This is a genomic window from Pseudoalteromonas sp. BDTF-M6, assembly GCF_018334135.1.
Lineage (GTDB): Bacteria > Pseudomonadota > Gammaproteobacteria > Enterobacterales > Alteromonadaceae > Pseudoalteromonas.
This window is the reverse complement of the sequence record NZ_JAGXTQ010000001.1, coordinates 636,833-659,101: the sequence shown is the minus strand read 5'-3', so window position 1 is coordinate 659,101 and position 22,269 is coordinate 636,833. Positions and strand designations below refer to the sequence as shown.

Annotated in this window: 31 protein-coding genes; 17 read left to right on the top strand and 14 right to left on the bottom strand. The window is 51.0% G+C overall.

Annotated elements, in window-relative coordinates; all coding sequences use genetic code 11:
* Positions 1 to 323 precede the first annotated feature (323 nt).
* The 13 genes from KD147_RS02975 to KD147_RS02915 form a co-directional block, all read right to left on the bottom strand.
* Positions 324 to 569, bottom strand: a complete 246-nt coding sequence (locus KD147_RS02975) for a hypothetical protein (protein ID WP_212546841.1) — start codon at positions 567 to 569, stop codon at positions 324 to 326.
* A gap of 4 nt (positions 570 to 573) precedes the next feature.
* Positions 574 to 1,008 carry a hypothetical protein gene (locus KD147_RS02970; protein WP_212546840.1) on the bottom strand — a complete coding sequence of 145 codons (435 nt, stop codon included), beginning with the start codon at positions 1,006 to 1,008 and terminating at the stop codon, positions 574 to 576.
* Between the two features lie 12 nt (positions 1,009 to 1,020).
* Positions 1,021 to 1,176, bottom strand: a complete 156-nt coding sequence (locus KD147_RS02965) for a hypothetical protein (RefSeq protein ID WP_212546839.1) — start codon at positions 1,174 to 1,176, stop codon at positions 1,021 to 1,023.
* 205 nt (positions 1,177 to 1,381) lie between these two features.
* Positions 1,382 to 1,570 (bottom strand): hypothetical protein, encoded by a 189-nt coding sequence (locus KD147_RS02960; RefSeq protein WP_212546838.1) that lies wholly within the window; start codon positions 1,568 to 1,570, stop codon positions 1,382 to 1,384.
* Positions 1,571 to 1,966, bottom strand: coding sequence for a Mor transcription activator family protein (locus tag KD147_RS02955; RefSeq protein ID WP_249318884.1), 396 nt, complete (start codon positions 1,964 to 1,966; stop codon positions 1,571 to 1,573).
* 3 nt (positions 1,967 to 1,969) lie between these two features.
* Entirely contained in the window at positions 1,970 to 2,164 is a 195-nt protein-coding gene (locus KD147_RS02950) for a hypothetical protein (RefSeq protein ID WP_212546837.1), read from the bottom strand.
* Positions 2,154 to 2,564: a phage protein GemA/Gp16 family protein gene (locus KD147_RS02945; protein WP_105198986.1), complete on the bottom strand. Its 411-nt coding sequence runs from the start codon at positions 2,562 to 2,564 to the stop codon at positions 2,154 to 2,156. The genes KD147_RS02950 and KD147_RS02945 overlap by 11 nt, the downstream gene beginning before the upstream one ends.
* A complete protein-coding gene (locus tag KD147_RS02940; RefSeq protein ID WP_212546836.1) occupies positions 2,561 to 2,920 on the bottom strand; it encodes a hypothetical protein in 360 nt (119 codons plus the stop codon). Before KD147_RS02940 ends, KD147_RS02945 begins: the two co-directional genes overlap by 4 nt.
* Positions 2,921 to 2,964: 44 nt before the next feature.
* Positions 2,965 to 4,206, bottom strand: a complete 1,242-nt coding sequence (locus KD147_RS02935) for an AAA family ATPase (protein WP_212546835.1) — start codon at positions 4,204 to 4,206, stop codon at positions 2,965 to 2,967.
* Positions 4,196 to 5,875 carry a Mu transposase C-terminal domain-containing protein gene (locus KD147_RS02930; RefSeq protein ID WP_212546834.1) on the bottom strand — a complete coding sequence of 560 codons (1,680 nt, stop codon included), beginning with the start codon at positions 5,873 to 5,875 and terminating at the stop codon, positions 4,196 to 4,198. The genes KD147_RS02935 and KD147_RS02930 overlap by 11 nt, the downstream gene beginning before the upstream one ends.
* A 2-nt stretch (positions 5,876 to 5,877) precedes the next feature.
* On the bottom strand, positions 5,878 to 6,795 hold the full coding sequence (locus KD147_RS02925; RefSeq protein ID WP_212546833.1) for a hypothetical protein: 918 nt from the start codon (positions 6,793 to 6,795) through the stop codon (positions 5,878 to 5,880).
* 16 nt (positions 6,796 to 6,811) lie between these two features.
* Complete coding sequence (locus KD147_RS02920) at positions 6,812 to 7,255, bottom strand: hypothetical protein (protein ID WP_212546832.1); 444 nt, start codon at positions 7,253 to 7,255, stop codon at positions 6,812 to 6,814.
* A 41-nt stretch (positions 7,256 to 7,296) separates the two neighbouring features.
* A complete protein-coding gene (locus KD147_RS02915; protein WP_212546831.1) occupies positions 7,297 to 7,611 on the bottom strand; it encodes a hypothetical protein in 315 nt (104 codons plus the stop codon).
* Positions 7,612 to 7,750: 139 nt separating this feature from the next.
* Between KD147_RS02915 and KD147_RS02910 the strand changes: the two genes are divergently transcribed.
* Genes KD147_RS02910 through KD147_RS02900 form a run of 3 tightly spaced genes read left to right on the top strand, consistent with a single transcriptional unit; the run spans position 7,751 to position 11,479 of the window.
* Positions 7,751 to 8,233: a hypothetical protein gene (locus KD147_RS02910; protein ID WP_212546830.1), complete on the top strand. Its 483-nt coding sequence runs from the start codon at positions 7,751 to 7,753 to the stop codon at positions 8,231 to 8,233.
* A 15-nt stretch (positions 8,234 to 8,248) separates the two neighbouring features.
* Positions 8,249 to 8,755, top strand: a complete 507-nt coding sequence (locus tag KD147_RS02905) for a hypothetical protein (RefSeq protein WP_212546829.1) — start codon at positions 8,249 to 8,251, stop codon at positions 8,753 to 8,755.
* A 54-nt stretch (positions 8,756 to 8,809) separates the two neighbouring features.
* Complete coding sequence (locus KD147_RS02900) at positions 8,810 to 11,479, top strand: ATP-binding protein (protein ID WP_212546828.1); 2,670 nt, start codon at positions 8,810 to 8,812, stop codon at positions 11,477 to 11,479.
* Here KD147_RS02900 and KD147_RS02895 read toward each other — a convergent pair.
* On the bottom strand, positions 11,476 to 11,907 hold the full coding sequence (locus KD147_RS02895; RefSeq protein WP_212546827.1) for a hypothetical protein: 432 nt from the start codon (positions 11,905 to 11,907) through the stop codon (positions 11,476 to 11,478). The two genes, KD147_RS02900 and KD147_RS02895, sit on opposite strands and share 4 nt — an antisense overlap.
* Positions 11,908 to 12,252: 345 nt before the next feature.
* On the opposite strand from KD147_RS02895, the gene KD147_RS02890 reads away from it, so the two are divergent.
* The 14 genes from KD147_RS02890 (at position 12,253) to KD147_RS02825 (ending at position 22,223) form a co-directional block, all read left to right on the top strand.
* A complete protein-coding gene (locus KD147_RS02890) occupies positions 12,253 to 12,501 on the top strand; it encodes a hypothetical protein (RefSeq protein WP_212546826.1) in 249 nt (82 codons plus the stop codon).
* Positions 12,502 to 12,643: 142 nt separating this feature from the next.
* Entirely contained in the window at positions 12,644 to 12,838 is a 195-nt protein-coding gene (locus KD147_RS02885) for a hypothetical protein (protein WP_212546825.1), read from the top strand.
* 8 nt (positions 12,839 to 12,846) lie between these two features.
* Complete coding sequence (locus KD147_RS02880) at positions 12,847 to 13,047, top strand: hypothetical protein (protein ID WP_212546824.1); 201 nt, start codon at positions 12,847 to 12,849, stop codon at positions 13,045 to 13,047.
* 624 nt (positions 13,048 to 13,671) lie between these two features.
* Entirely contained in the window at positions 13,672 to 14,826 is a 1,155-nt protein-coding gene (locus KD147_RS02875) for a hypothetical protein (RefSeq protein ID WP_212546823.1), read from the top strand.
* Positions 14,827 to 14,828: 2 nt separating this feature from the next.
* Positions 14,829 to 15,224 (top strand): hypothetical protein, encoded by a 396-nt coding sequence (locus tag KD147_RS02870; protein WP_212546822.1) that lies wholly within the window; start codon positions 14,829 to 14,831, stop codon positions 15,222 to 15,224.
* Positions 15,225 to 15,263: 39 nt separating this feature from the next.
* Complete coding sequence (locus KD147_RS02865) at positions 15,264 to 16,205, top strand: capsid protein (protein ID WP_212546821.1); 942 nt, start codon at positions 15,264 to 15,266, stop codon at positions 16,203 to 16,205.
* A gap of 107 nt (positions 16,206 to 16,312) precedes the next feature.
* Positions 16,313 to 16,780, top strand: a complete 468-nt coding sequence (locus KD147_RS02860; RefSeq protein ID WP_212546820.1) for a phage protein Gp36 family protein — start codon at positions 16,313 to 16,315, stop codon at positions 16,778 to 16,780.
* Positions 16,780 to 17,202 carry a phage virion morphogenesis protein gene (locus tag KD147_RS02855; protein ID WP_212546819.1) on the top strand — a complete coding sequence of 141 codons (423 nt, stop codon included), beginning with the start codon at positions 16,780 to 16,782 and terminating at the stop codon, positions 17,200 to 17,202. The genes KD147_RS02860 and KD147_RS02855 overlap by 1 nt, the downstream gene beginning before the upstream one ends.
* Before the next feature lie 12 nt (positions 17,203 to 17,214).
* The gene (locus KD147_RS02850) at positions 17,215 to 17,655 is read left to right on the top strand and encodes a phage tail terminator protein (protein ID WP_105198965.1); all 441 of its coding nucleotides are present in this window, start codon (positions 17,215 to 17,217) and stop codon (positions 17,653 to 17,655) included.
* Positions 17,652 to 17,825 carry a hypothetical protein gene (locus KD147_RS02845; RefSeq protein WP_212546818.1) on the top strand — a complete coding sequence of 58 codons (174 nt, stop codon included), beginning with the start codon at positions 17,652 to 17,654 and terminating at the stop codon, positions 17,823 to 17,825. The genes KD147_RS02850 and KD147_RS02845 overlap by 4 nt, the downstream gene beginning before the upstream one ends.
* Positions 17,818 to 18,717 (top strand): hypothetical protein, encoded by a 900-nt coding sequence (locus tag KD147_RS02840; RefSeq protein ID WP_212546817.1) that lies wholly within the window; start codon positions 17,818 to 17,820, stop codon positions 18,715 to 18,717. Before KD147_RS02845 ends, KD147_RS02840 begins: the two co-directional genes overlap by 8 nt.
* Complete coding sequence (locus KD147_RS02835) at positions 18,717 to 19,040, top strand: hypothetical protein (RefSeq protein WP_105198964.1); 324 nt, start codon at positions 18,717 to 18,719, stop codon at positions 19,038 to 19,040. Before KD147_RS02840 ends, KD147_RS02835 begins: the two co-directional genes overlap by 1 nt.
* A 20-nt stretch (positions 19,041 to 19,060) precedes the next feature.
* Entirely contained in the window at positions 19,061 to 19,402 is a 342-nt protein-coding gene (locus tag KD147_RS02830) for a DUF1799 domain-containing protein (protein WP_105198963.1), read from the top strand.
* Entirely contained in the window at positions 19,362 to 22,223 is a 2,862-nt protein-coding gene (locus tag KD147_RS02825) for a tape measure protein (protein WP_212546816.1), read from the top strand. The genes KD147_RS02830 and KD147_RS02825 overlap by 41 nt, the downstream gene beginning before the upstream one ends.
* Positions 22,224 to 22,269 lie beyond the last annotated feature (46 nt).

Below are 22,269 nucleotides of genomic sequence, written 5' to 3'. Positions count from 1 at the left end.
GCAGTCGTTTAGGCGGCGGTGTGGGCTGTGTTTCGCGCTCAATTATGGCGTCAACTTGCTTTCGTAAAATAAACGAATAGCGATCAGGACATTGCTGCCATAGTTGATTGCGTTTTTGCTCACAAGGCTCATGGGCGATTTGTTCGGCCAATAAACACAGAAGCGGTGCATGCGATGTTGTCATGCCCCAAGTGTGTCAATTGTGAGGGTTTAAAACCTATGTAAAGTGCTTTTCAGCGAGGGAATATCTACGGGGAGTAACTAGGTTAGAATAAAAAGGCGTGCCATTACAAGAGGGGCACGCCAGTTAATTTAAAGTGCGTTTAAACATGGGTTAAATAGTCGGTTTCATTGATGCTTTTAAACGACTTCTCCGGGTCGGCATAGTCGGTATCAACAAAATCCCTTGGGATGCGGGTGATCTTAAGTTGCACCTGGATAACTTCGTTGCCGCTTTGCAGCTCACCCAGTGACACCTCGTTGTCGGCATAATCCCCGTCGAACATATCCGTTAACAGTGGCTCGATGTTATCGACGGCCAGCGCCGCCACTTCTTTAGCTCCGCTCATTGGCTTAGCCCTCATAGTAGTGGAAGTCTACAAAATCAGGCACTGACTCAAGGTTTATGCTTTGCACAATTTCTTTCAACTCGTCTAGAGCTTGGCATAGTTGTTCATAAGGAATTTCATCGCAATCACGTAAGGTCATGCTCTGGTACCAGGATACAAACCGAATCTCTATTGAATTGTCTTTACGCTTTTCAAATTGGATGGCTGTAATTTGCCCGTCATCAAGTTGACCATATACGTAATAATAAAGATCCCAGTGATCCTCTTCGTTTTCGGGCACCGAGAAACTGTTTCTATACTTAAAGCACCTGCCGACATAGGTCGACATATGGTGATCTTTTTCTTTGTCTTTCAATTCTGCAAGGCGGGTTTCAATTTCACTTTTTCTTGCACTAAGGTCTTTTATTTCCTGTAGTTCTTGTTCAGATAAAATCGTCATGCTATTTCTCCCTTAGCCAACCATCATGCCGGCACAAAAGCCGATCCACATGGCATTTATCGTTTCATCGTGATAGCCGTCCTCAATATCAAAGTCGGCTAGCTTGCGCTTTATATGCTCGCCAAATTGAGTGATGATCCAGCGTTCAAACTTGTGTTTCTTATCCATACTGACCTCTTTCTATTTTGAATCCGTGGACTCAAACGCTTCGGCAAATACCTTTTCGGCATCGCGTGGATTGTCCAACTTCTCGTAAGTTCTCTTACATGAATCAAAGTGGTTCTCTTTATTGCATCCACATTCAGGACATACGCCATGGAAAGACCACAGTGAACCGGCAAAACGTATCGCCATGTTTCGGTAATTAATCATCTTATTTCCCTAATTCTTGCTGCGCTTCGCGCAGTTCGTTTAACAGTGCCTCGACTTGTAAGCCAAGTAACTGCCTTTGCTTGATGTGTTGGGCCAGTAACTTAAGCCCAAAGTTAAGTTGCCATTTGTTTGGCTTGGTACCACCTGATAACTGCAAGGCGGTAGCCATTACAAAGTTGTCCTTATCCATCTAAAAGCCCAGCCCCAGCTGCGAGCGATCTTGTTTGTGCTCGGCATAAATCGAGGTGATCTGCTGGCGGGTAATACGGAACCGGCGCACCAGCTCTTGTATCGAGCACTCGCGTTTATCCAGGGCGCTGCATATCTCGCGGTTACGCAACTGCATCAGCACCTTGTTGAGCATGGGCACCTGGTAAGTGCCACCGCCCATTTGCTCCGCCCACAACTGCGCCAGTTCCTGGCCAAACACCTTAACCACCACATCGCCTTTTTTAGGCGTCGGCGGGATGTAAAACACCTGCCCTTGATGCTCGGTTAACACGGTGATCGCCTGCTCGGCACCCAGCTTTTCAACTATGATGCGCAGGCCATAAGGCAATGCTCGGGTATCAATATCTAAGGCCATAATTCAGTCCTCCAACAAATGATCCTGGCCGTGGCTGCGGTCTATCGCTCTTTGTTCGTGATATGCCTCGATATCACGGCGAATGCGTAGCTGCTCCTTGTCCTTTTCTTTCACCTTGCGGCGGTCCGACACATCCTTTTCCTGGTAACGTGGGTGGCGCGGGTTTATCACCATGCTCCACTGAATTTCACTGGCCATGGCAACGCTCCTTTTGTTGCGCCTTAGCACGCTTAAGCCACTGCTTAAGCACCTCGATAATGGCGCCCCACTGGCTGGCGCTTTGCGCCAGGGTTTTACCCTGCAGGTGTTTGGCGCAGAAGTTGTCGCAGGCTTGCTTTGAATCAATGTTTACCGCGCCGGCGCGGAACAACTGGCCCCACAGGCTGTAAATCATTTTGAGCTGTGGCGGCAGCTCTTTACTTTCTTTGGGTGCCATAGAGCGGTAGCGCGTAAGCAATTGCTGTTGCTCCAGCTTGGTCAATTTGGTGCTGCTGTTTTCGCGCCGGTTTGAGATATAAAGCACATTGGCGCGGTGGGCATCATCGCTGATGCCTGCCGCTTTTTGTGCAATCTTAATTTGTTGCACCAGGTTGCTCATGCGCTTTGCTCCAGGGTTTTCACTTCAAACGAGGGTGACGGCTTAATAGAGATAATACGCACCGACCAGTTTTCATCGTCGCCGGTGTGCAGCGGTGGCAACTTGCGGTTGTACAGGTTAAAGCGGCGGCAGGTCACCTCGATGCTGTTGTCTTTATGCACCTCGGCCATAGAGTGGAACTTGTCCGCAACCAGCATGGCGAAGGCACCCTTAACATTGCCGTCGCACATATCCAGGCGCGTGCCCTCGGGGTCTAAATCGCGTAGCGACTGCATCATGGTGGTGTTCGATACGTTATCGTTAACGGCGATACGAGCGCTAAAACGAATGGTGTTTACAGTGATTGAAAAAGCCATGTTGTTATTCCTTTTTAAAAATTTAAAGTGGGTTTAAACCGCCGTTAAACGGCGGGTTTGTTTAATACAGAAGAAAAGATCCCGTTCACCAAAAGCTTGTCTACGGGCACATCCGGCTTCTTGTAGGTGTGGTTTAAAAGGTGCGGCAGCAGGTTGCCAACCAGCTCACGGGCATTTCCTTCAACGCGCTTGTGTAACCAGGTCCACCATGCTGCGTCGTCTTTGGCGAGCTTTACCGTGCCTTGGGTCAGTTCTAAGAACAGGGTGCGAATATCCTCAACGGTGATCTGGCCAACCGGCTTGGGCCAAAAGCACACACGGCTGGAAATCAGCTCGTAGCGTTCGTGGGTTTGCAGCTTGTCTTGTAACTGGATATTGCCCACCAGGGTCACCCCTACGCGGGCACGGTCACTAATGGTGCGCAGTGGGTCCAAGGCATTGGGCTTACATTTGTCGGCCTCGTCTAAGATGATCACCCGGTTGGTATCACGCAGGGTTTTAATGATCTTCTCCATGTTCTTATAGCCGCTGCCGCTGCGCGCTAAACCCAGCTGATACACCAAGGCTTCAAGCACCTGGGTACTGGTCGTTTGCTCCGAGCCCTCAATCAAAATGGCGTCGGTGTCGTTGCGGCAGTATTCGGCAATGCCTTTGCTTTTGCCGATACCGGCTTGTCCGGAGAACACACTAAAGCGGCGTTTTTGCTTTGCTTGCTCACAGGCCAGAGTGATAAGGCGCACTGTGCTGATGTCTACAAATGGCTCAGCGCCGTAAACGATATGTATCGGTTCTTTACGCTCTGCCTCGGCATCAGCCTGCTTGGCCTGCTCCAGTTCTGCCGGGGCAATCAAGCCCCAAATGTCGTGCAGGTGCTTGCTGGGCTTAGCCTGGTATTTACCGTTAATAAGCTGCGAAATAGTGCCGGGGCTTTTCTTTAAGCTGCTAGCAATGCTGGCACTGGTCACCCCCTGGGCGCGCAGCTCTGGTGCATGCAAACGCAAGCGAATGCGGGTACACAGGGTTACGTCATCCGGGCTATATGAGTCCTGGTAACCCAAGCCGGCATCGAGCTGCTCTGGGTCGGCATCGCCAAAAATCATCTGCCATAGTGCGTCTATTACCTTGGCCGGGTTAACCGGCGACTCTCCCGCCAAAATGGTTTTAACCGCGCTTAGGGCGTAGCCACAATTTAGCTCCACATCGGTCATGCCGGTGGCTTCTAGCTCGGTGTTTATCAGAGTGACTTGTAGTTGCTGGCGCTCGGTGTAGTTGTTGTTAAAGTTCATAGCTGCTTTCCTGCTTGTTGTGTTGTTCAGGTTGACTAAAAAGGTCTTCTAGATTCGGCGCTTTGGCCGTAGTCTCAGTGGTTACTGCAAAATCGAATACGTCGAAGGTGTTGCCTTGCTTGTGATCCAGTGCCTGTGTCTGGGCTGGCGCCGCCAGCTGCTCTACGGCATCAACGTCAATCACACGGTCGCTTGCTTCCTGGGCCAATACCTCTTGGCGGTGTGCTTCAAGACGCTTAAGGCGACCAGCGCGGCGTTTTTGCTCGGCCTGCTCAATACGCGAGTCAGGCAGGGCCATCGCCTTGGTTTTAAGGTTGGCAATCATCAAAAACTCGCCGCTTAGGCGGTAAAGCTTCACGTAGCTGTCGTCGTGCAAGTCGTAGGCGGCTACCAGCTCCTGGTCGTTAAACTGGTGTAGGTAATCGGCGCTGTAGGTACGCTTATGCAGTACAAAGCGGCCGCGGCGAATATTCACCTTCTCACGCGGTAGAATGACAAAATCACTCTCAAGCGGCGGTACGCGCTCTATTTCATCCCACACCTGCTGGCGGGTTTTACCCTCAATTTCAGGGTGCGGGCTGTTGTGGTAGTCATCCAAAAAGGCGGTGAACTCGGCAATCCATTCTTCCATGGTCGGCAAGGTACGCTTGCCTTGCTTCACCTCTTTAAGCACCAGGTGCTTATGACGTTCGTCATGGTGGCGGCCACAATAGCTGTCGAAGCGTTTGCCAACGCGGTCTTCCATGTACAAGAAGAAGCGCTCTATCCACTTGGCACGGGCATTCCCTGGGATGGCAAAAATCACATCGATCTCAAACTGGGCATAAAAGCCGGTGGTGTCGTCGTTCATCAGCTTGTTTTTGTAGCCTGAGCCGTTATCCAGGTAGAACATGGCCGGCACATGGTTATGCACCTGCATGGCGCGGCTAATGGCGGTCAGCGTATCGATGGTGTTTTCTGCAAAACCCAGCTCCCAGCCAACGATGCAGCGGCTGCCCACATCCTGAAAGGCGGTAAGCTCGGCGCGGAACGGCTTGCCTGTTTTAGGGTGCGCCAGGTAGACGTCCAAGGTGTGGCCATCGCCGTTGTATAAGAACCCAGGCTTAATGTTGGCGGTGGAGCGCAGCAAGTGATCCTTGTGCTTCTCACGGTACAATTTAGCGCCCATGCGGTACGGGCTTTTTGGCCCCAGCTCATGCGGCAGGCTGTTAATAAAGCGGCGTACCTGATGATGCTGGGCGTCATAGCCCTCTTTCACCAGTTGATCGGCCACCTGGGCGAAGCTTGGGCTGTTGGGGCTGTGGTATAGCTCCAGGCAACGGGGCAGCCACTTATGGGCGATGGCCGTTTTACCCTTGTAGCCCGGTAGCAGGCCGTTAATGCCCTGCTCTTTATAGGCGTTATACCAGTTATAAACAGTGGCCCGTCCGGGCAGTTTGCCAATGGTCGATATCGCATTGGCCACGGCAGCGGGTGCGGTACCCTGGCGAACCTGGGCAACCAGGTTGGCAAAGGCAGTGGCAATGCCGCCGTCTTCTTTGCTTACCAGGTAACGTATGATCACAGCGCGCAGGCTCGCCGTTTTACGGGCTTTTTCATTGGCGCTGTTCCAGGGCGACTGCTCGGCCTGCACCGGCAGGTTATTGTATTTCTGAACGGCTGGGTGCATGGCTACTGCCCTCCTTTACGTGCAGCGAACTGCGACAACATAAATTCGCGGTTGGCCTGGGCGTCTTGCCATTCGTCTTCGCTGTACACAGGCAGCGACTCGGCACCAATAAAGTGCTCTTCGCCAAATTCATTAACGACCGACTGCAACATCTTGTTGATGCGCTGCTGTACACCCAGCCACAGGTGATACACGCTCTGCCCTGCCCCGATTCGGGCGTCCAGGTCTAGGTCACGTTGCTGCAGCAATGCCTCGACTTCAGCAATGTTCTGTTCCAGCGACTCGTTCACTACACTGGAATGGGCAAAGGTTTCGCGGCGTACATGGGCACACAAGGTAGGAATGCCATAGAGCTGGTCTGGCGCTTTGCGCAAGCGCTCGTTCTCAAGTTCGTTGATAAGGCTGGCGTTGCCCTCGCTTAGCTCCTGGTTCTTGTCTTTAAGCTTTTTGATTTCTTTGCGGAACTCACGAACCGACAGCTCGTTAAGGGAGTCGAGATCGTCTTCGTCCAGGGCTTCAACGGTTTCTACTGGCAACCGTGCCAGTTCAACGAGTTTGCTTTTGCTTATATTCAAAAGCGCGGACGTCCGCGTTTTTGCATCCGGTAACGCTAAAAACATCTTCGCAATAGATACTGCATCCTGTGCAGTACGCGCTGCGATGCCGAATTCTTTTAACTTCGATTCGAATTCGCCATGAGCACATTGAGTCTTGATGCTCATATATAAGAAGCCACGCTTAGCCGTGTTGACTACTGCTTGCTCTTCCAAGCGCACTACTTCCTGCCAGGCTTCGTCTAGGGTGTCGGGTAGCACCATTTGAATATGCCCGGCCAGCTTTTCTATTTTGGCGATCAGCTGTTGCTGCTCTTCGGCGCTTAAAGCGTGAATTTCAGACAGATCTTGGTCTTTGATTGTCATGGTTAAACCTACTTAATTACGCGAGATCGATTGGGGAAAGTTTGCTTGGCGACAGGGTTTGAAGGATCTGGTGCTGTCGTTGGGTGAGCTGCTCTTTTTCCAGCTCCAGTTCGGCATGCTGTTGTAACAGCTGGGCACGTTGGTCCACGGGTTTAAACTGGATTGGCCCTAACAGCACTTCGGCGGGTTCGACCGACTCCAGTGCCCAGCACAGAGCTGGCAGGTAATGGGTGGGCATGTTGTTGGGCTGGCTTGGCGCAAACCATTTATTGAGTTTGGTTTCGTCCACTTCTTTGAGGCCGGTGTCTAAGGCGCTGTTCATACGGTCTGCAATGCCGGGGCGCGAATAAGGGCTTTGGCGCATGCAGCGGTTTACTGTATGGCAGAACAAATCGTAAATGCCGCAGGATGGCGGAGTTTCAGAATGCAGAATGCTTTTATTTAACTCGTTGTTGTTCATGGTAATTATTCCCTGAAATTAACCTTTATTATCGGATTCAATTAAGAAATAGTGGTTGGTGCTGGAACTGGCTTATTGTTTGTTAAAGCCTCAATGACTTGTCTTTTTCTTTCACTGCGATCTTTAGGGCCACGTTTTCCAGGGTTAGCGTACTTGTCACCAAATACTTCTGTAATGGGTTTATCTAGTGACAGTGCTAGAGCCGTGGCTATACGAAAAGAAGAGACTAAGCCTCGAGCTACATTCGATACGTGGGAAGGTTTAACTTTCATAGCCTCAGCTATATCTGAGAAAAGCACCTTTCTTTCGTTTAGCTCTCGTTTGATTTCATCAAATGTCATTTCTTGCGAAGTCATGGTAAATTTAAATCCTATGTAAATTAGTTTGCCAAATATATTTAGCGTTTTGCCTTTTTTAGTAATAGCGCTAAATATATTTACCGTCAATAGGCGGATTAAAATAAATGCTAAATAAAATAGGCGTTGACTGCTAAATATGTTTACCGATAAGATAAGTGCTGTTGAGCTTGATGGGGTTATTGATCGGCTCGCGGAAGCTTTTGATGCACCTAGTGATAGGGCGTTGTCGCTAAAGTTGGGCCTATCCCACTCTGGCATCGCAATGGCTAGGAGAAAGAACTCTCTGCCTTACTCTGCAATTGTTAACTCATGTGCGAAGTACGGTTTATCAACAGATGAGATTTTTGGTATCAAGGTTGCCAAGAGCAAACCGAGCCCTATCCAGCCGCAACAAAAAGAGCCTGAAAAGCGAGTGCCCAACGTTGATGATTTAATTGCAGCTGACGCACTCGTTGAGAAGGTTTTGGACGATGTACTTTTTCATAAAAATTTGCCAGCTGACCGCGAACTGATTGTACGTAAGAAGCTCAGGCCTAAACTGATTCAAACGGCGTTTAAATACGATTTAAATGAGTTGTTTGTGCGGACGACGGCGGAGGGAGCGCTTCATATGGCATAACTAAGGATAGAAAACATGCTAAAGAAAACTCTGATTTTATGTGCTGCCCTGGCTATGGGCGCTTTGTGTTCACCTGCTCAGGCCCTTGAGCCATTGGAAGACCGAGCCGTAGTACAGCATATGAACAGCGATTTACTGCTACCTGATGGTTCCCTGCTTAACGTTGATATGTCATTTGATTGTGGCAGCGACTTCCACGATACCGCTGTGCTGGTGACCAACGACGCCGGCGCGCAATTGCTGGCAGCAGCCTATACCCACTTATACGGTGTGGAGTTTGGCCAGCAGGTTATGGACAAATGGAATAACAAGGTCGCCGAGTCTGACCCGCGCAAGCCCACCTTTTTGGTGATCACCGCACCGCGAAGCCAAACCTTCGACTGGCAACAAACCGCACCAAAGCTCAGCAACGACACGCTTAGCAGTCAATCGCTGGACATGAGTACTGACAGCGCCACATCGAGTATGCCTGGCCTCTATGGGTCGTGTGGTTCACGGGACCATATTCCCTACGAATTATAATAAAAGGATGCGATGGCCAGCCCAGCTGGCCATCTTTATAGATGGAACCTGCCAATGAAATTCCTACTTACATTGCTATTAGTGTTTGCCCCTGTATGTAGCGCGGCAATTGAGATGCAGCATTTGAATGCGGTAACTCAAGACAACAACAACAATATCTATTTGTCTTCCCATAACGGCGTCTATCGCTACGATGGCCATCACTATTTAAACCTGGCAACTGTGTCGTCGCTACCGAAAAAGTGGACCAGCGATGCGATTTACCAGGACGAGATATTGTACATTGCCTATAACAATGGCCAGGTATGGCAACTAGACTTAGGCGACTATAGCGCCAAACCTATTATCCAGCAGTCAGCCCTGCGCCTGGCAGCGACACGCAGCCACCTTTATGCGTTGACCAACAAGGGCGTGGTGGTCATGGATATACGCACCGGCCTGCAGGCCAAGGTGCTGGACAATAAAGCTCGTATATTCTCGCTATCGGCCAATGAGAGCCATGCCTATGCGTTGACCAACGATGGCGTGTATTTGCTTAACGGGGATCGTATTTCATTGCTGACCCAGGCGCAGGTCACGCATGGAGAACTAGCAGCAACCACCTGGGGGGCTGCGTATTATATCAACGACACACTTTTCTCATACTCACACAAGCATAATCACGCAATTAAAAACGACACCATCAAAGAGCTTAACAACTTAACCTTTGCAGCCCCCCACTACCTGTACTTTACCGAGCGGGGTTATATCCAAGAGATGGAAATGTCGACCCTGAGTTATACCCGTCGCAATATTAACTCGGCCCCTGGCGCCTACAAGCGTTTATTTGTTGATAGCCAGTCAAACCTGTGGGGGTTAAACACCAACCGTTTTGAAGTCTTTAGTGGCGATATGAGTCTTGAGCGTTTAGATATCGGTTCGGTGTATAACGTGATGGCCAATATAAAAGGTCAAGCCTGGGTGGGCACTACTAAGGGCGTGTATCTGAAAACCCCACAAGGGTTCCAACCACATACCGATATTAATGCCGCTATTGGCCCTGGGGCATTCTCGGTTACCACCTTGTTGGAGTTTGCCGACCAGGCTATTATCGCCACCAACAAAGGTGCCTATGCCTATGACTTAGCAACGGGCGTAACGCTGCAGCTATTTAGCGGTTATGTGATAAGCGCGCATGTACTTAATGGGGCGCTGTATTTAGCCACAGACAATAGCGGCATACAGATCTTTAATGCCTCGCTGGCAGCCTTGGATAGTACGACATTGAATAGCGGCTTGCCTGAAGGTGCCGTGTGGAGTGTAAGACAACACCAAGATGACTTGTATGTGGCCACCGATAAAGGCCTGGTGATCCGCGATAGCGCGGGTTCGCGCACGGCCTTGGTGGACGTAGTGCCGGTGGCAGATACCGCACAGCTCGGTAATGAAATTTATGCGGCCACCTATGGCAATGGCTTGTTTCGTTTGCATGCTAACAAGTGGGAAGCGGTGGTAAGCCCGCTATTTATTAATGAATTGAATGTACACGGCGACACCTTATATTTATCCACCAACCACGGTATTCATACCCTAACCGCAAATCATGACCATACCGAACTACTCAAGGGTACCGGCGAGCACGCCTTTACTCCGGGCAGTATTTTAGAAGTAGGCAATACGATTACTGCGGCCAGTAACCAAGGTGTATTAACGGTATTGATGCGCGGCCCAAATGCTGGCTTGAACCCACAAATAAGCTATGTGCGCTCAGAGAATAAGACCATTTTAAACCCAGCCCAGGTGCGCATTGAATATGATCGCTGGCTTGATATTGCCCTGACCGACTACGACTTTGCGACTAAACCGGATGTGCAATACCAGTACCGTATCAATAATGGTACCTGGCATAACATTCCTACCCCGCTTATCCAGCTTAATAAGCTAGGTACCGGCTATTACGAATTAGACTGGCGCGTGGCGGTAAACGAAGACAGCTGGTCGCCAAGTCACTCGTTTCAGTTTATTGTCGATGCCCCTTGGTATCGCACCAAGACCGCATTTTTGGCTTATGCCGGTATTGCTGGTGCTTTGGTGATCTTCTGTATCGTCTATGTGATGCAATGGATACAGAGCTTCCATCGGGTATTCCGCTCGCACCAAACGCAGATGCAGCGCGAGGGCTTATCAGAGGCGGTAATGAAGTTGAACGAAGGCAAGCAGTTGTGCGCCAGTGGTGATGAAAACATGCTGTGCGAAGGCTTGGTAAAGCTTGACGAAGCTATGTGCAGGCTCTACCCCATCGCCAACACCGATGCCAGTCTGGGCTCGTCTAGCCTGCACGATGGTATTACCAACTTGCAAACCTACTGCCTGACCGAGGCGGCGCTGGAAACCCATTTCGATGTAACCCTGGGTGTAGAGCGTTTAGCACCGCAGCTGCAACAGGACATATACAGCGTGTTGTATCACGCCATTAAAAATGTAGAGCAGCATGCCAAAGCCTCGCGCATCGATGTGCAGGTGAATAAGGTGGGCCAGAGTATTCAGGTTAAGGTTAGCGATAACGGCATTGGTTGCAGACGCCTGTCACGTAAAACCGATTTTGGATTGGGGCATTATGTAATGGGTCAAGTGGCGAAGCACTACAACACCAAGCTAGTGTTTTCTTCCAACCGCCGCCGAGGGACTAGGGTTAAATTGGCCTTCCCGCTTATTCTTGAGCAGCGGCAAGGCCAGGCGGGTTAATTCATGGGCGAGCGGTAGGTCCACACATCATCGTGCTTTCTTACCGTTTCACCTAGTTGCTCAACGGTTAGAAGGCGCTCGCCGTCAAAGATAAGGTCATACCCTTCTTTCACGTAACCGCCGTAGCTGTTGGTGGCATTGTAGGTAAGAAAGTAACACCAATAGCCGTAGTCGTACTTGGGCGATACGTTGTCGGCAACCCCCATCTTGCTGGCGTAGCACTTATAAGCATTGCTGATCGTCACGTTCTTGAGCGAGTCCGGGTCTTTTAACAGAGGCTTGATCCTGTAGCTGGCCTCTGCCAATACATCCTCTTCGCTTGCTGCTGGCGGGTACTTAAGCAGCTTGGCCTGTTCATAGGCATTGCTTGTTGTCTTACAGCCCATGGTGGTGGCAGCAAGCGCTGCGATAAGTAGCAATCGTTTCATAATGAGTCCTTGTTTTTATGATTGGCCTTAATTGGCACCCTAACCATACGTTATTAGCCATAAATGAGTAAAGCGCCTGTAACGCTCTGTAATGGCCTGTGCTGCTTTTAGGTGTACGATGTGTCACCTAAAAACCGTTTAAACAAATCTGGTGCGATTTAAACAGGGTTTAAACTTGGTTTGAAACACTTTTAAAGACAAGGTTAAAAGCTGTGGTAAATTTACCAGTGGGATTTACCATGGCCATCCCCCTTCCAACCACCATGTAAAGTGTTTTCCCTGAGCGCTTATTCTTAACCCCCACTACTCTGTAGCCTTTTCCAACACATTTTTAAGGTTGATAAGATGGCATCTACCTACCGTGGCTTTACTGTTGAGCAAATGCTTATTCATCTTCGCTCGTTTTGCAGCACCGTCAAACTGGAGTCACTAGACCAAGGTTGGCGTTTGTACTGTTACAGCGAGGAACACGGCGAATACGAAAATGAAGGCGCGCTGTTTTTTATCTTGTCGAAGGCATTTGATCCGTTTGTTGAGGATGCCAGGGAGAAAGTGAAAGGCACCATAGAGGCTCTATGGCTTAGTGCTCACTAAATAAATATTCTAGTGGCGTGTCGGTGCGTCGAATAACATCGATAACCTATTGGAGATAAAGCAATGCGCTAGGTTGGGAAAACCAACAGCCCCGGTTTGCAGTCGGGGCGCTACTCCAAGTTACAACAAAGTGGAACCTGCCATGCACCAGATTCAAAGTCTAATACTCGTTGTTTTCGCGGCAACCGTTATTGGTATTGCCGCTCTCGGATATGGGGTCAATGCCATCTTTTTTGATAGCAAACTGGAAGAACAAGCAAAGGCCGCGATAGAAGCGTGTGAGCGGGAGCTGCCCCGCTCTCAAAAATGCGTTTTAAGTGCGGTGCCAGTTGAATAGGTAATATTGTGAAGAGATACATTTATCATTATTGCGCTAAGTATCAAACTACACCAGGCCAGTTTGTTAATATCGATGGGATTGCGCTTTTAGAAAGCAGGATCACAAACAACCAGGATTACATGAATATTAAGCCGCTGATAGAGCCTGAACATCACGACAAACTGACAATCATCAGCTTGGCTTTTTTGGGCATAGAAAAAACATAGGAAAAATTTATGGCCGAGAAAACGTGCGGTAACTGCCCGAGAATCAACGTATCTGACGCGATGGGGATGCTTATTTTCGGATGCAAAGACACTGGATTTGTAATTCCACATCAAGCCGACAATAAGGCGAAAGAAGCTACGTTCTGGCGAGTTCCAACTGAATGTCCTCGGCCGGAAAGTGAAGTGGTTAAGTCAGATAAAATGGCGCCGAGAAAGGACTGGATAATAAAGTCATTTTCGGAATTTCAGTAGAGGGGAAATGAGTGTCGAAATTTAGAGTTAGTTATGTTGATGGGGAATTGGTGAAAAGCTGCACTGTAGAAGTTTTTGATAGTGATGGCTTGTCCAGGGAAGAGGCAATGGAAGCGGTCAATAAAATTAGGTCGCTATTACGATTGACACCCATCACGATAGAACAGATACATGCAATTGATGAAATATAGGAAACAACTAACCCTCCAAGGCCCCCAAGCGGGCCTTTTTATTTTCTTCTTGATCTAAACTTAACAGCAGATTAGCCTAATAACGTTACCCCTAACCCTTCTATGTAAACCCATTTCCAGGGGTTAACGCGCCCCCTACTTCATACACTGGTTGCCATCAGAACAACGATGGTTAACCGAAATGCCACAGCAGAAAAAGCCCAACACTACCTTTGACTGGTTCGATATTTTCCGTGCCGGTACGCACACGGACTCAAAAGGCACTACCCAAGAGTTTTCTAGCGAAGACCTACAAAGCGTGGTTGCCAACTTTGAGGCGAAAAAATCGCCCCTGGTCATTGGCCACCCTAAAATTGACGACCCCGCATGGGGTTGGGCCAGCGCCCTCAAAGTGGAAGACGGCGTACTGTATGCCCAGGCCGAAGACGTCTGTGGCGAGTTCGCCGACGCTGTAGCCGATAAGCGCTACCCCAACCGCAGCGTGCAGCTGTTTGCCACCGATGATGGCGGTTATCGCCTTGGCCATATCGGCTATTTAGGCGGTAAGCCGCCAGCGGTCGATGGCCTTAGCTGGCAGTTTAACGCCGAAGACAACGCCCCTGCCCTGACCTTTGAATTTAGTGCCGCTGACGATGCTGATCGTATTGCCCTGCAGACGTCGAATGTAGTCACCCGTCTAGTCAAAAACCTGCGCACCTTTATTGCAGATAAGTTTGGTACCGAAACCGCCGACCAAGTTGTGCCCGAATGGGAAGCCGAATGGCTGAAAGAGCAGACGGTCATTGCTGAGCATGTGCGCAACAAAGACGTGCACAGCGAGTACAGCGCTAACCCTGAATCAGATCCACACACACCCGACGAGGATAACACCGTGACAGAAGAAGAACGCCAAGCGTTAGAAGACCAGCTCAAAGCCGAGCAGGACAAAAACGCCCAGCTGGAATACAACCAGCGTCTAGCGGCAGCGCAAACCTTTATCGATAAGGAAGTAAACGGCGGCGATGCCCCGCGCTTAACCAAGACCGAAGGCGTGGCCGAGTTCATGGCCAGCCTGGAAACCGAAGGCGAACAAACATTTGAGTTCGCAGCAGCCGACGGCGAGCAGCCGCAGCAGCTTAAATCAGCGGCCTGGTTTAAGTCGTTCCTGACCAGCCTGCCAGAGCAAAAAGGCCTTGCTCGCGAGTTTAACAAGCAAGAAGGCGATGACGAGCCGGAAGAGCTTAACGCCCAGCAGTTAGCTAGCAAGGCGCTGGAGTATCAAAAATCCCAAGCGGACCAGGGCGTCACCATTAGCGTGTCACAAGCCATGGCCCACGTAACTAAAGAAGGAGCGTAAGCATGGCCTTACCTGGATTTATTCGTAACTTTATCGCGGCGGGCGCCATTGCAGCTAACCGCCTGGTGAGTGTATCGGCGGCCAATGACTTTGAAGTCAACCAGGCCAATGGCGCTACAGCGGTCTTTGCTGGTGTGACCGAGCAAGGCACCGACAACAACAACCGCGTTGATGTGGTGATGACGCAAATCGCCCCGGTGGAGTTTGGTGGCGATCTTGTCGCTGGCATGTGGGTTGTTGCAGATGCTGATGGCAAAGCCGTTGAGTTTGACCCTGCCAACTTTGTCGGCGCCAGTGAAGTGCATGTAGCTGGCTGGGTGATGGAAGACGGCGATGCCGGCACCATCGGTGACATTTTCTTAAACCCGCATCTGGTTGCAAATATCCCTGCAGCTTAACCGCGACGTTTAGTAACACATTAATAGTAAGGAAATACCATGAATGGCATGCCATTTACCCCGGATACAGAGCAAACCGCAGTCGCGATTGCTTACAGTAACCGCAAGCTAATTGCAGACCAATTAGCGCCCTATTCGCCAGTTGGTAAACGTGAATTCAAGTGGATGGAGTTTGGTAAAGGTGACAAGTTCACTGTACCAGACACTAAGATTGGCCGTAAGTCGAGCCCTAACCAGGTTGAGTTCGGTTCGGTGCAACAGACTGCTAGCGTAGAAGACCACGGTCTTTCAGATGTGATCCCCAATGATGACGTAACAAACGCACCAGCGGGTTATAACCCACGCACCCACGCCGTGGAAGGCCTAACAGACTTGGTGCTGCTGCAACGTGAGATTCGCGTGGCCACTATGATGAACACCGCCGCCAACTTCGGTAACACCCTGGCACTCGACGGTTCAGCCGGCAAGCAATACCTGGACGCAGCAGACCATGCTGGCTTGTTGAAGTTCCTACTGGAAATGCTCGATACGCCCATTATGCGCCCTAACACCATGACCGTTTCACAAAAAGTGGGCACGGCGCTGCGCACTAACCCGCTGTTGGTGAAAGCCTACAACGGCTCAAACGGCGACCAGGGCCTGGTGCCATGGAGCTACATTAAAGAAGTGCTGGAGCTGGACTTTATTAACGTTGGCCAGGCGCGTCTTAATACCGCCAAAAAAGGCAAGCCACTGCAGTTGCAGCAGGCGTGGGCCGATAGCTTGTCATTTACCTATCAAGACCCACTCGCATCACTGCAAAACAACCGCATGACCTTTGCTTTGACGGCGCGTTACGGTGAGCGTACATCGGGTATGCGTGACGTTGCAGCAGGCTTAAATGGTGGCGTTGAAATCATGGTGGGTGAAGCGGTGAAAGAGCAAGTTATCGCCAAAGACTGCGGCATCCTGCTGACCAATGTGCTGGCACCCGCCGCGTAATTAATTCCGATTGTTGTTCCCTGTGGTCAAAGGCGCTTGGGTTCTCCCTAGCTCAAGCGCCTTTTTTACCAACTGAGTACATACACGAGTTCTAAACAGAGGTTTTGATGTTTGTTACCACTCAATACGTTATCGACAAAATTGGCGTGAATGTGCTGTTGCAATTCGCCAGTGGCAAGTTCGCAGAGGCTGGCAGTTACCCCACATCGGATGATGTGACCACTGCCCTGCTTGGTGTGCCGGCTACTGAGTTGCAGCAGCAGATCCTCGCCTGGTACCAAAGTGCCGAGAAAAATGTCACTGCGATTGTGAGCGGCTTTTTGCCGAACACAGATATCAGCCAGGAGCAAATCGACAATTCTGTGCTTCCGGGCATTGCCTGTGACCTGCTCTATTTTGAGCTGGCAGTGAATCCGGGCGATGACAATATCAAAGCGCGTAAAACTAGTGCCATGGCACTGTTAGAGAAAGTTAGTAAAGGCTTGATCCAAATTAAGGAAGATGCGCCCGCCGCTGCCAGAACTGGGATGCGCACCAAGGCGGCGGGCACCTCTTTTAACTGGGGCGGCTATTAGTGGCCAGCGTATTTATCGAATTTAGCGGCGATGCGATTCCCCGCTTAGGTTTACTTGCTGACAAGGCTGAGCGGCCTGCCGATGTATTGGATGAGATCGGCGCATTCCTGGACACGGACGTCACCCTTCGCTTTATGAAGGAACAGACCCCAGAGGGGGTTAAGTGGCAGCAATCAGAAGCGGCCAAAGACCGTGGCGGTTTAACGCTAACGGATAAGCGCAACCTGGCAGGCTCAATTACCCACAATGTAGTTGGCGACACCCTTGAGCATGGTTTGGGCGAAGAATATGCAGCTATTCACCATTTTGGTGGCCGCACTGGGCGCAACAAAGCAACCTTACTTCCGGCCCGACCAATAGTGGGTATTGGTGCTCTGCAGGCCAATGAAATTGACGACATTATCAGCGACTGGCTGGTTTAAAGGAGGGTTCGAATGGAGTTTAACTTTGATTTAAAGCGCGTTGAAACCCTGCTTAAAGAGGCGAATTTTGCCCGAGTGGGGTTTGCATCTGACTTTAATCAGGCGCGCAAAACCCCGGTGCAGTCGCCTTGTCTGTATGTGATTGGCATCGATGACAACAACGAGGAAACCACCGCCATCACCGGCGAAGACGAGTATCGGGTGAATGACATTTTTGCGGTGATGATAGTGATCCCCTGTCTGGCGGCCAACGCGACAACGGATCAGCAAATAAAAGAACTGCGCAACCAGGTTAAAGCTACCTTGGCCGGTGTGGCCTTCCTGCCCTGGGAGCCCATCAAGCTAAACCGTTCACGCATTGTCGAGCTTAACCGCGAAACCAATAACTTAATTTACCAGTGCCAATTCAGCGTAAAAGGCACGTTAACCGTAAAAACCAAGGTGATCACATGACGACACAAGCAAAGAAAGCCGCGCCTTCTAAGGCAAAGCAAATTGCCCAGAACGTCCATGCCAAACTGCATGGCACCGGTCAGCGTAATGAGCTAAGCGGCAGTTTCAAGGTGACAGACAAAGGGCTGCAGCCGGTAAAGGCATCTACCGAAGGAGATAGCAATGAGTAGTTGGCGCTTTAAAGACAAACTGATCCTGGCTGATGCGCTGGGTACGACCTTAACCGGCCTGCATGCGATTTATGCCACCGATGTGGAATTTAATATCGAGAGCGAAAGCGAGAAAGACGAGCTGGAAACCCCGCACAGTGGTGCCAGCTTGGAAGAGTTCTACGGCGAGCATGTCACCCTGAACTTTAAAACGCCGTTGGCGGTAAGCGGTACACCTGGTGATGCGCCGGCCATTGCGCCACTGCTGCTAGCCTGTGGCATGGTGCAAGTCGCCGATGTGGCCTCGGTTACCTACACCAAGGGCACGGCCACTAAGGCCAAGTGTCTGGTGCGCTTTGGCCAAAACACCCATGCGATCGATGAAATGCTGGGTAATGTCAGTCTGAGCCTGGAAAAAGGTATTCCCAAACTGAACTGGCAATTTAAAGGCCTGTTTAGCAAACCCATTCAAAGTGCCGCGCCGCCGGCAGTGGACTGGGACCGCTGGAAGCGCCCCGAGGTATTGGGCGTGGCCAATAGCTCTGACTTCTTGCTCGATAGCGTGCAGCGCACCTTGCATAAGTTGACCGTGGACCAAGGCAACAACGTGGTATTCGACCGTGCGATTAACCATGAAGAAATCATGATCACCGGCCACGAAAGCACAACCAGCATGACGCTAACAGCCGACACCCTGGCCAACTTCGACCCGTTCAATCAGGTAGGCGCCGTGGTGGATTACGAGTTTAGCCATGGCACGGCCGTGGGCAAAAAAGTGACCTTGCTGGGCCGCTTCCAAATGCCGCAGCCCAAGTATGCCAGCTTGGAGTCTGAACTGACGGGCTACGAGCTCGATGGCAAGTTGGTACCAAGCGGTGCCGGTTATGACGAATTAACCTGGGTATTTGAATAATGAAATTGAAACTTTTAGACCGGCTTAAGAAAGCCACTATAGCCGCGCCAGTCAACTTTACCTTTGCCGGTGAAACCATCGCCATGACCTTGCATGTGCGGGTGAAGACCAATGAAGAGCTGGAGAAAATCACCTCTGGCGCTCAGCAAGATAAAGAGATAGTCAAAGAACTGCTCGCTGGCTGGGAAGACTTCCAGGACGAAGGTAAAGACGTCCCCTTTAGTGACGAAGTGCTGGAGCAGCTGTTGTCGGTTCCTGCTGTTACTGGGCGTTTGTCAGTGGAATGTATTAACGCTAACTACCGCGTACAGGAAAAAAACTAACCGACGTTGCCAGGTGGTTCGTGGGCGACCTGGCAACCCAAAGTAAAACCCTAGACGATGACCTTGCCCACTTCGGCGCCCCCAAGGAAAAGCCGGTTGAACAGCCAACCCTGTGGGTTTTAAGCGATAACTGGCAGGCCGTGACGGCCATCACCACCGCCGGAACCCAGTGGAAGCTAGACCATCAAGGCGTTGAACTGGCGCTGGATTATAACTGCGCCGATATAGCCTGGCGTTATGCCGGCATAGAGTTAAGCCCGGACGATTTCGCCAGGGTACAAACCTTAGAAAGAACAATAATAGGACACATAAGGCGGCCCGATGAGCAACAATCTGAATTTGGCGTTACGCTTACGGTATGACGGCAGGGCTGTTAGCGCCGGTGCTCGGCAGAACGTTGCCGAGCTAAACCGCATTCCCCAGGCCATTAGCCGTCAGGTTGCTGCAAATCAATCGCTCGGTACCAGCCAGGCGCAGTTGATGGCTCAACAAGGCGCTATGTCGCGCCAGCTGGGCTTGCTCGAACGTTCTTACAACCAGGTTGGCGCTGCCATTACCACCTTGGTGGGTATTGGCACCGCTACCATGTACGTGCGCGACACCTCTGCAGCACAAATGTTGGATCAGCGTTTAAAAGGCCTTACCGGCTCGTCGAAAGAATACGCCGAGGTGCAAGAGTACCTGTTTTCAAGCTCTGATCGCCTCAACACCAACTACACTACCCTGGCAGACTCTTACAGCAAGATCCTCAACCTGCAGCAGGTAGGCGTAGTTACTCAAGAAGAAGGGCGCGCTATTTTAGAAGGCATGGCCAACGCCGCCGCTAAAACCGGTGCCAGCAATGTTCAATTAGAGCAAAGCCTATTCGGTATGACCCAGGGTATGACCGCTGGCGTACTGCGTGCCGAAGAACTTAACCAGGTGACTGAGCCGCTGCCCGGACTTTTACAAAAGCTGGACCAAGCGGCGGGTATGGCTGCCGGCGGCTTTAGACAAATGGTTAACGATGGCCAAGTTACCAGCCAGATGTTTAAGCAATACCTGGTTAAAGCCCTGAACGAATATGCCGGCGCTGCCGAAGCCACCGAAGGTAAAATTAAGGCCAGCTTCGCCGAGATGAGCAACGAGTACCAGCGACTTGTGCGCCAGTATGAAGAGCCGGTTAACTTTGCGGTGACAGGCGTTATCGATGCCACCACCGAGGTGATGCAGTATCTGCGTGAAAACGAAGGTGTGGTTGATGGCCTAGCCACCTCTGCTGCAGCGTTGGCCGCTGTACTTGGTGGCCACTTGGCTGCAGGCCTTACTCGTAGCGCCCAGGGTTTTATCGCCAATGTGGTTGCCAAGAACCGCGCCCTGGTTGCCGATGCCGCCCTGGCAAAACAGAGCATGGCCAGTGCAGCCCTTGAGCATCAGCGCGCAACCCAACAGCAAGCCTATGCTGCCCATACGCTTAAAGTGGCCCGCACCACCGATATGCGCACCGCTGCAATTGCGCGTTTGGCTGCCGCCAATCAACGCGCTATAGCCACCGAAGCTGCCTTAACCGCTGCCACTAATACCTATTCAGCTGCGGCGACGCGAGCGTCTTTAGCCAGCCGTACCCTGGGTATGACCATGGGTCTGCTGGGTGGCCCTGTGGGTATCGCGGTAACAGCTGGTCTTGCCATTGCCTATTTTGCCTCGCAAAGCGACGATGCCACCGACTCGGTGAATCAACTCAAAAAAGCAACCAAAGACCTTAACCCCTACGCCAACCTTACCAGTAAACAGGCCGAAGGCTTGTTACTAATGGCCCAGGAGCGTATTAAAGGGGCCATTCAGTTGGCTGATGAAGCCAGACAGCGTTTTAACAACCCATTCTTAAAAGGCAAGTTTGCAGATGTAGAAGCCGCTGAAGCACAGGTTACTAAGCTCAAAAATGAAATTGTTGCCTTGCAGGCGGTGCTAAACATTAAGAACGAGCCCGACACTGCCCCAGCAGCCGGGGCCGAGTTACCAGAGAACATTAAGCGCCTGGAGCTGAGCCTGCTGGGCGAAGAAGCGCGTTTAAAGGCGAGCTATGAGAAACGCCGTGACATGGTGATCAAGGCGCGTGACAACGATGTGGCCAACAAGGCCAAATACGATGCCATTTTAAAGAACCTCGATACCAAGTACGGCGAAGACGTTAAAGCCCTGACCGCCAAACGCGAGGCGGATAAAACCCGCATTCAGAACCAGGCCGAAGAAGCGCGCCGCAATGCCCTGCGCCGCGAGTTAGAAAACCGTATTGCCGTGGTTAAGGGCTTTGCTGGCCGCGAAGCGCTGGCAGCCTATAACAATGAAATGGCCGTAGAACAAGCGCGCCAGCAAGCGCGTATCGATGCCAAGCGCCGTGAACAGCTCGGTTTAGATGCCAATGATGAAAAAGGCGAGCTCGAGTACAACACGGATAATCAAATTCGTGAAATGGAGCGCCAGCAAGAGCTGCTAGCCGCCCAGGGCTACCATAGCCAACGCGAAGCGCACGAAGCGGCGCACCAGGAGCGTTTGGTACAAATTGGTACCCAGCACATGGGCGCTATGCAATCGCATATCATGGCGTTTGCTAACTTTGAGAAGCAGACCCAGGCTGAAAAAGCTAGCTCCATTGTCGGTTATGGCGCGGCCATGTTTAAAACCATGGGCGCACAGAGTAAAAAGGCCTTTAAGGCGTATAAGGCTTTTGCCATTAGCCAGGCGATCATCAATACCTACCAGTCGGCCACAGGCGCGTTTAACTCGCTGGCATCGATACCCGTTGTTGGCCCGGTGCTTGGCGGTGCAGCAGCTGCGGCTGCGGTGCTAATGGGTATGCAGCAGGTTAGGCAAATTAAAGCACAACAGCCGGCGGGTATTGCCCACGGTGGTTTGGATTATGTGCCCAATGAATCGACCTACTTATTGCAACGTGGTGAGCGCGTACTGAGCCCCAAACAGAACACCGAAATCAGTGCCATGGCACGGCATTACAATGCCGGTAGCCAAGCCGGCGGCAGTATTACCTTTGATATCGTCAATCAGATCATGGTTGAAGGCGGTGCGTCAGAGCAGCAAGCCAACCGCATTGGTGGTGATATTGGTCGTCAAATAGAGGCGCACCTGGTGCAAAGCGTAAGTGAAAATGGCCCGCTAATCAGGGCGATACGCAGTGCAGCTTAGTTGATGCGTGGCTAGATATGATGTAAAACCTCTCTTTTAAAGGGAG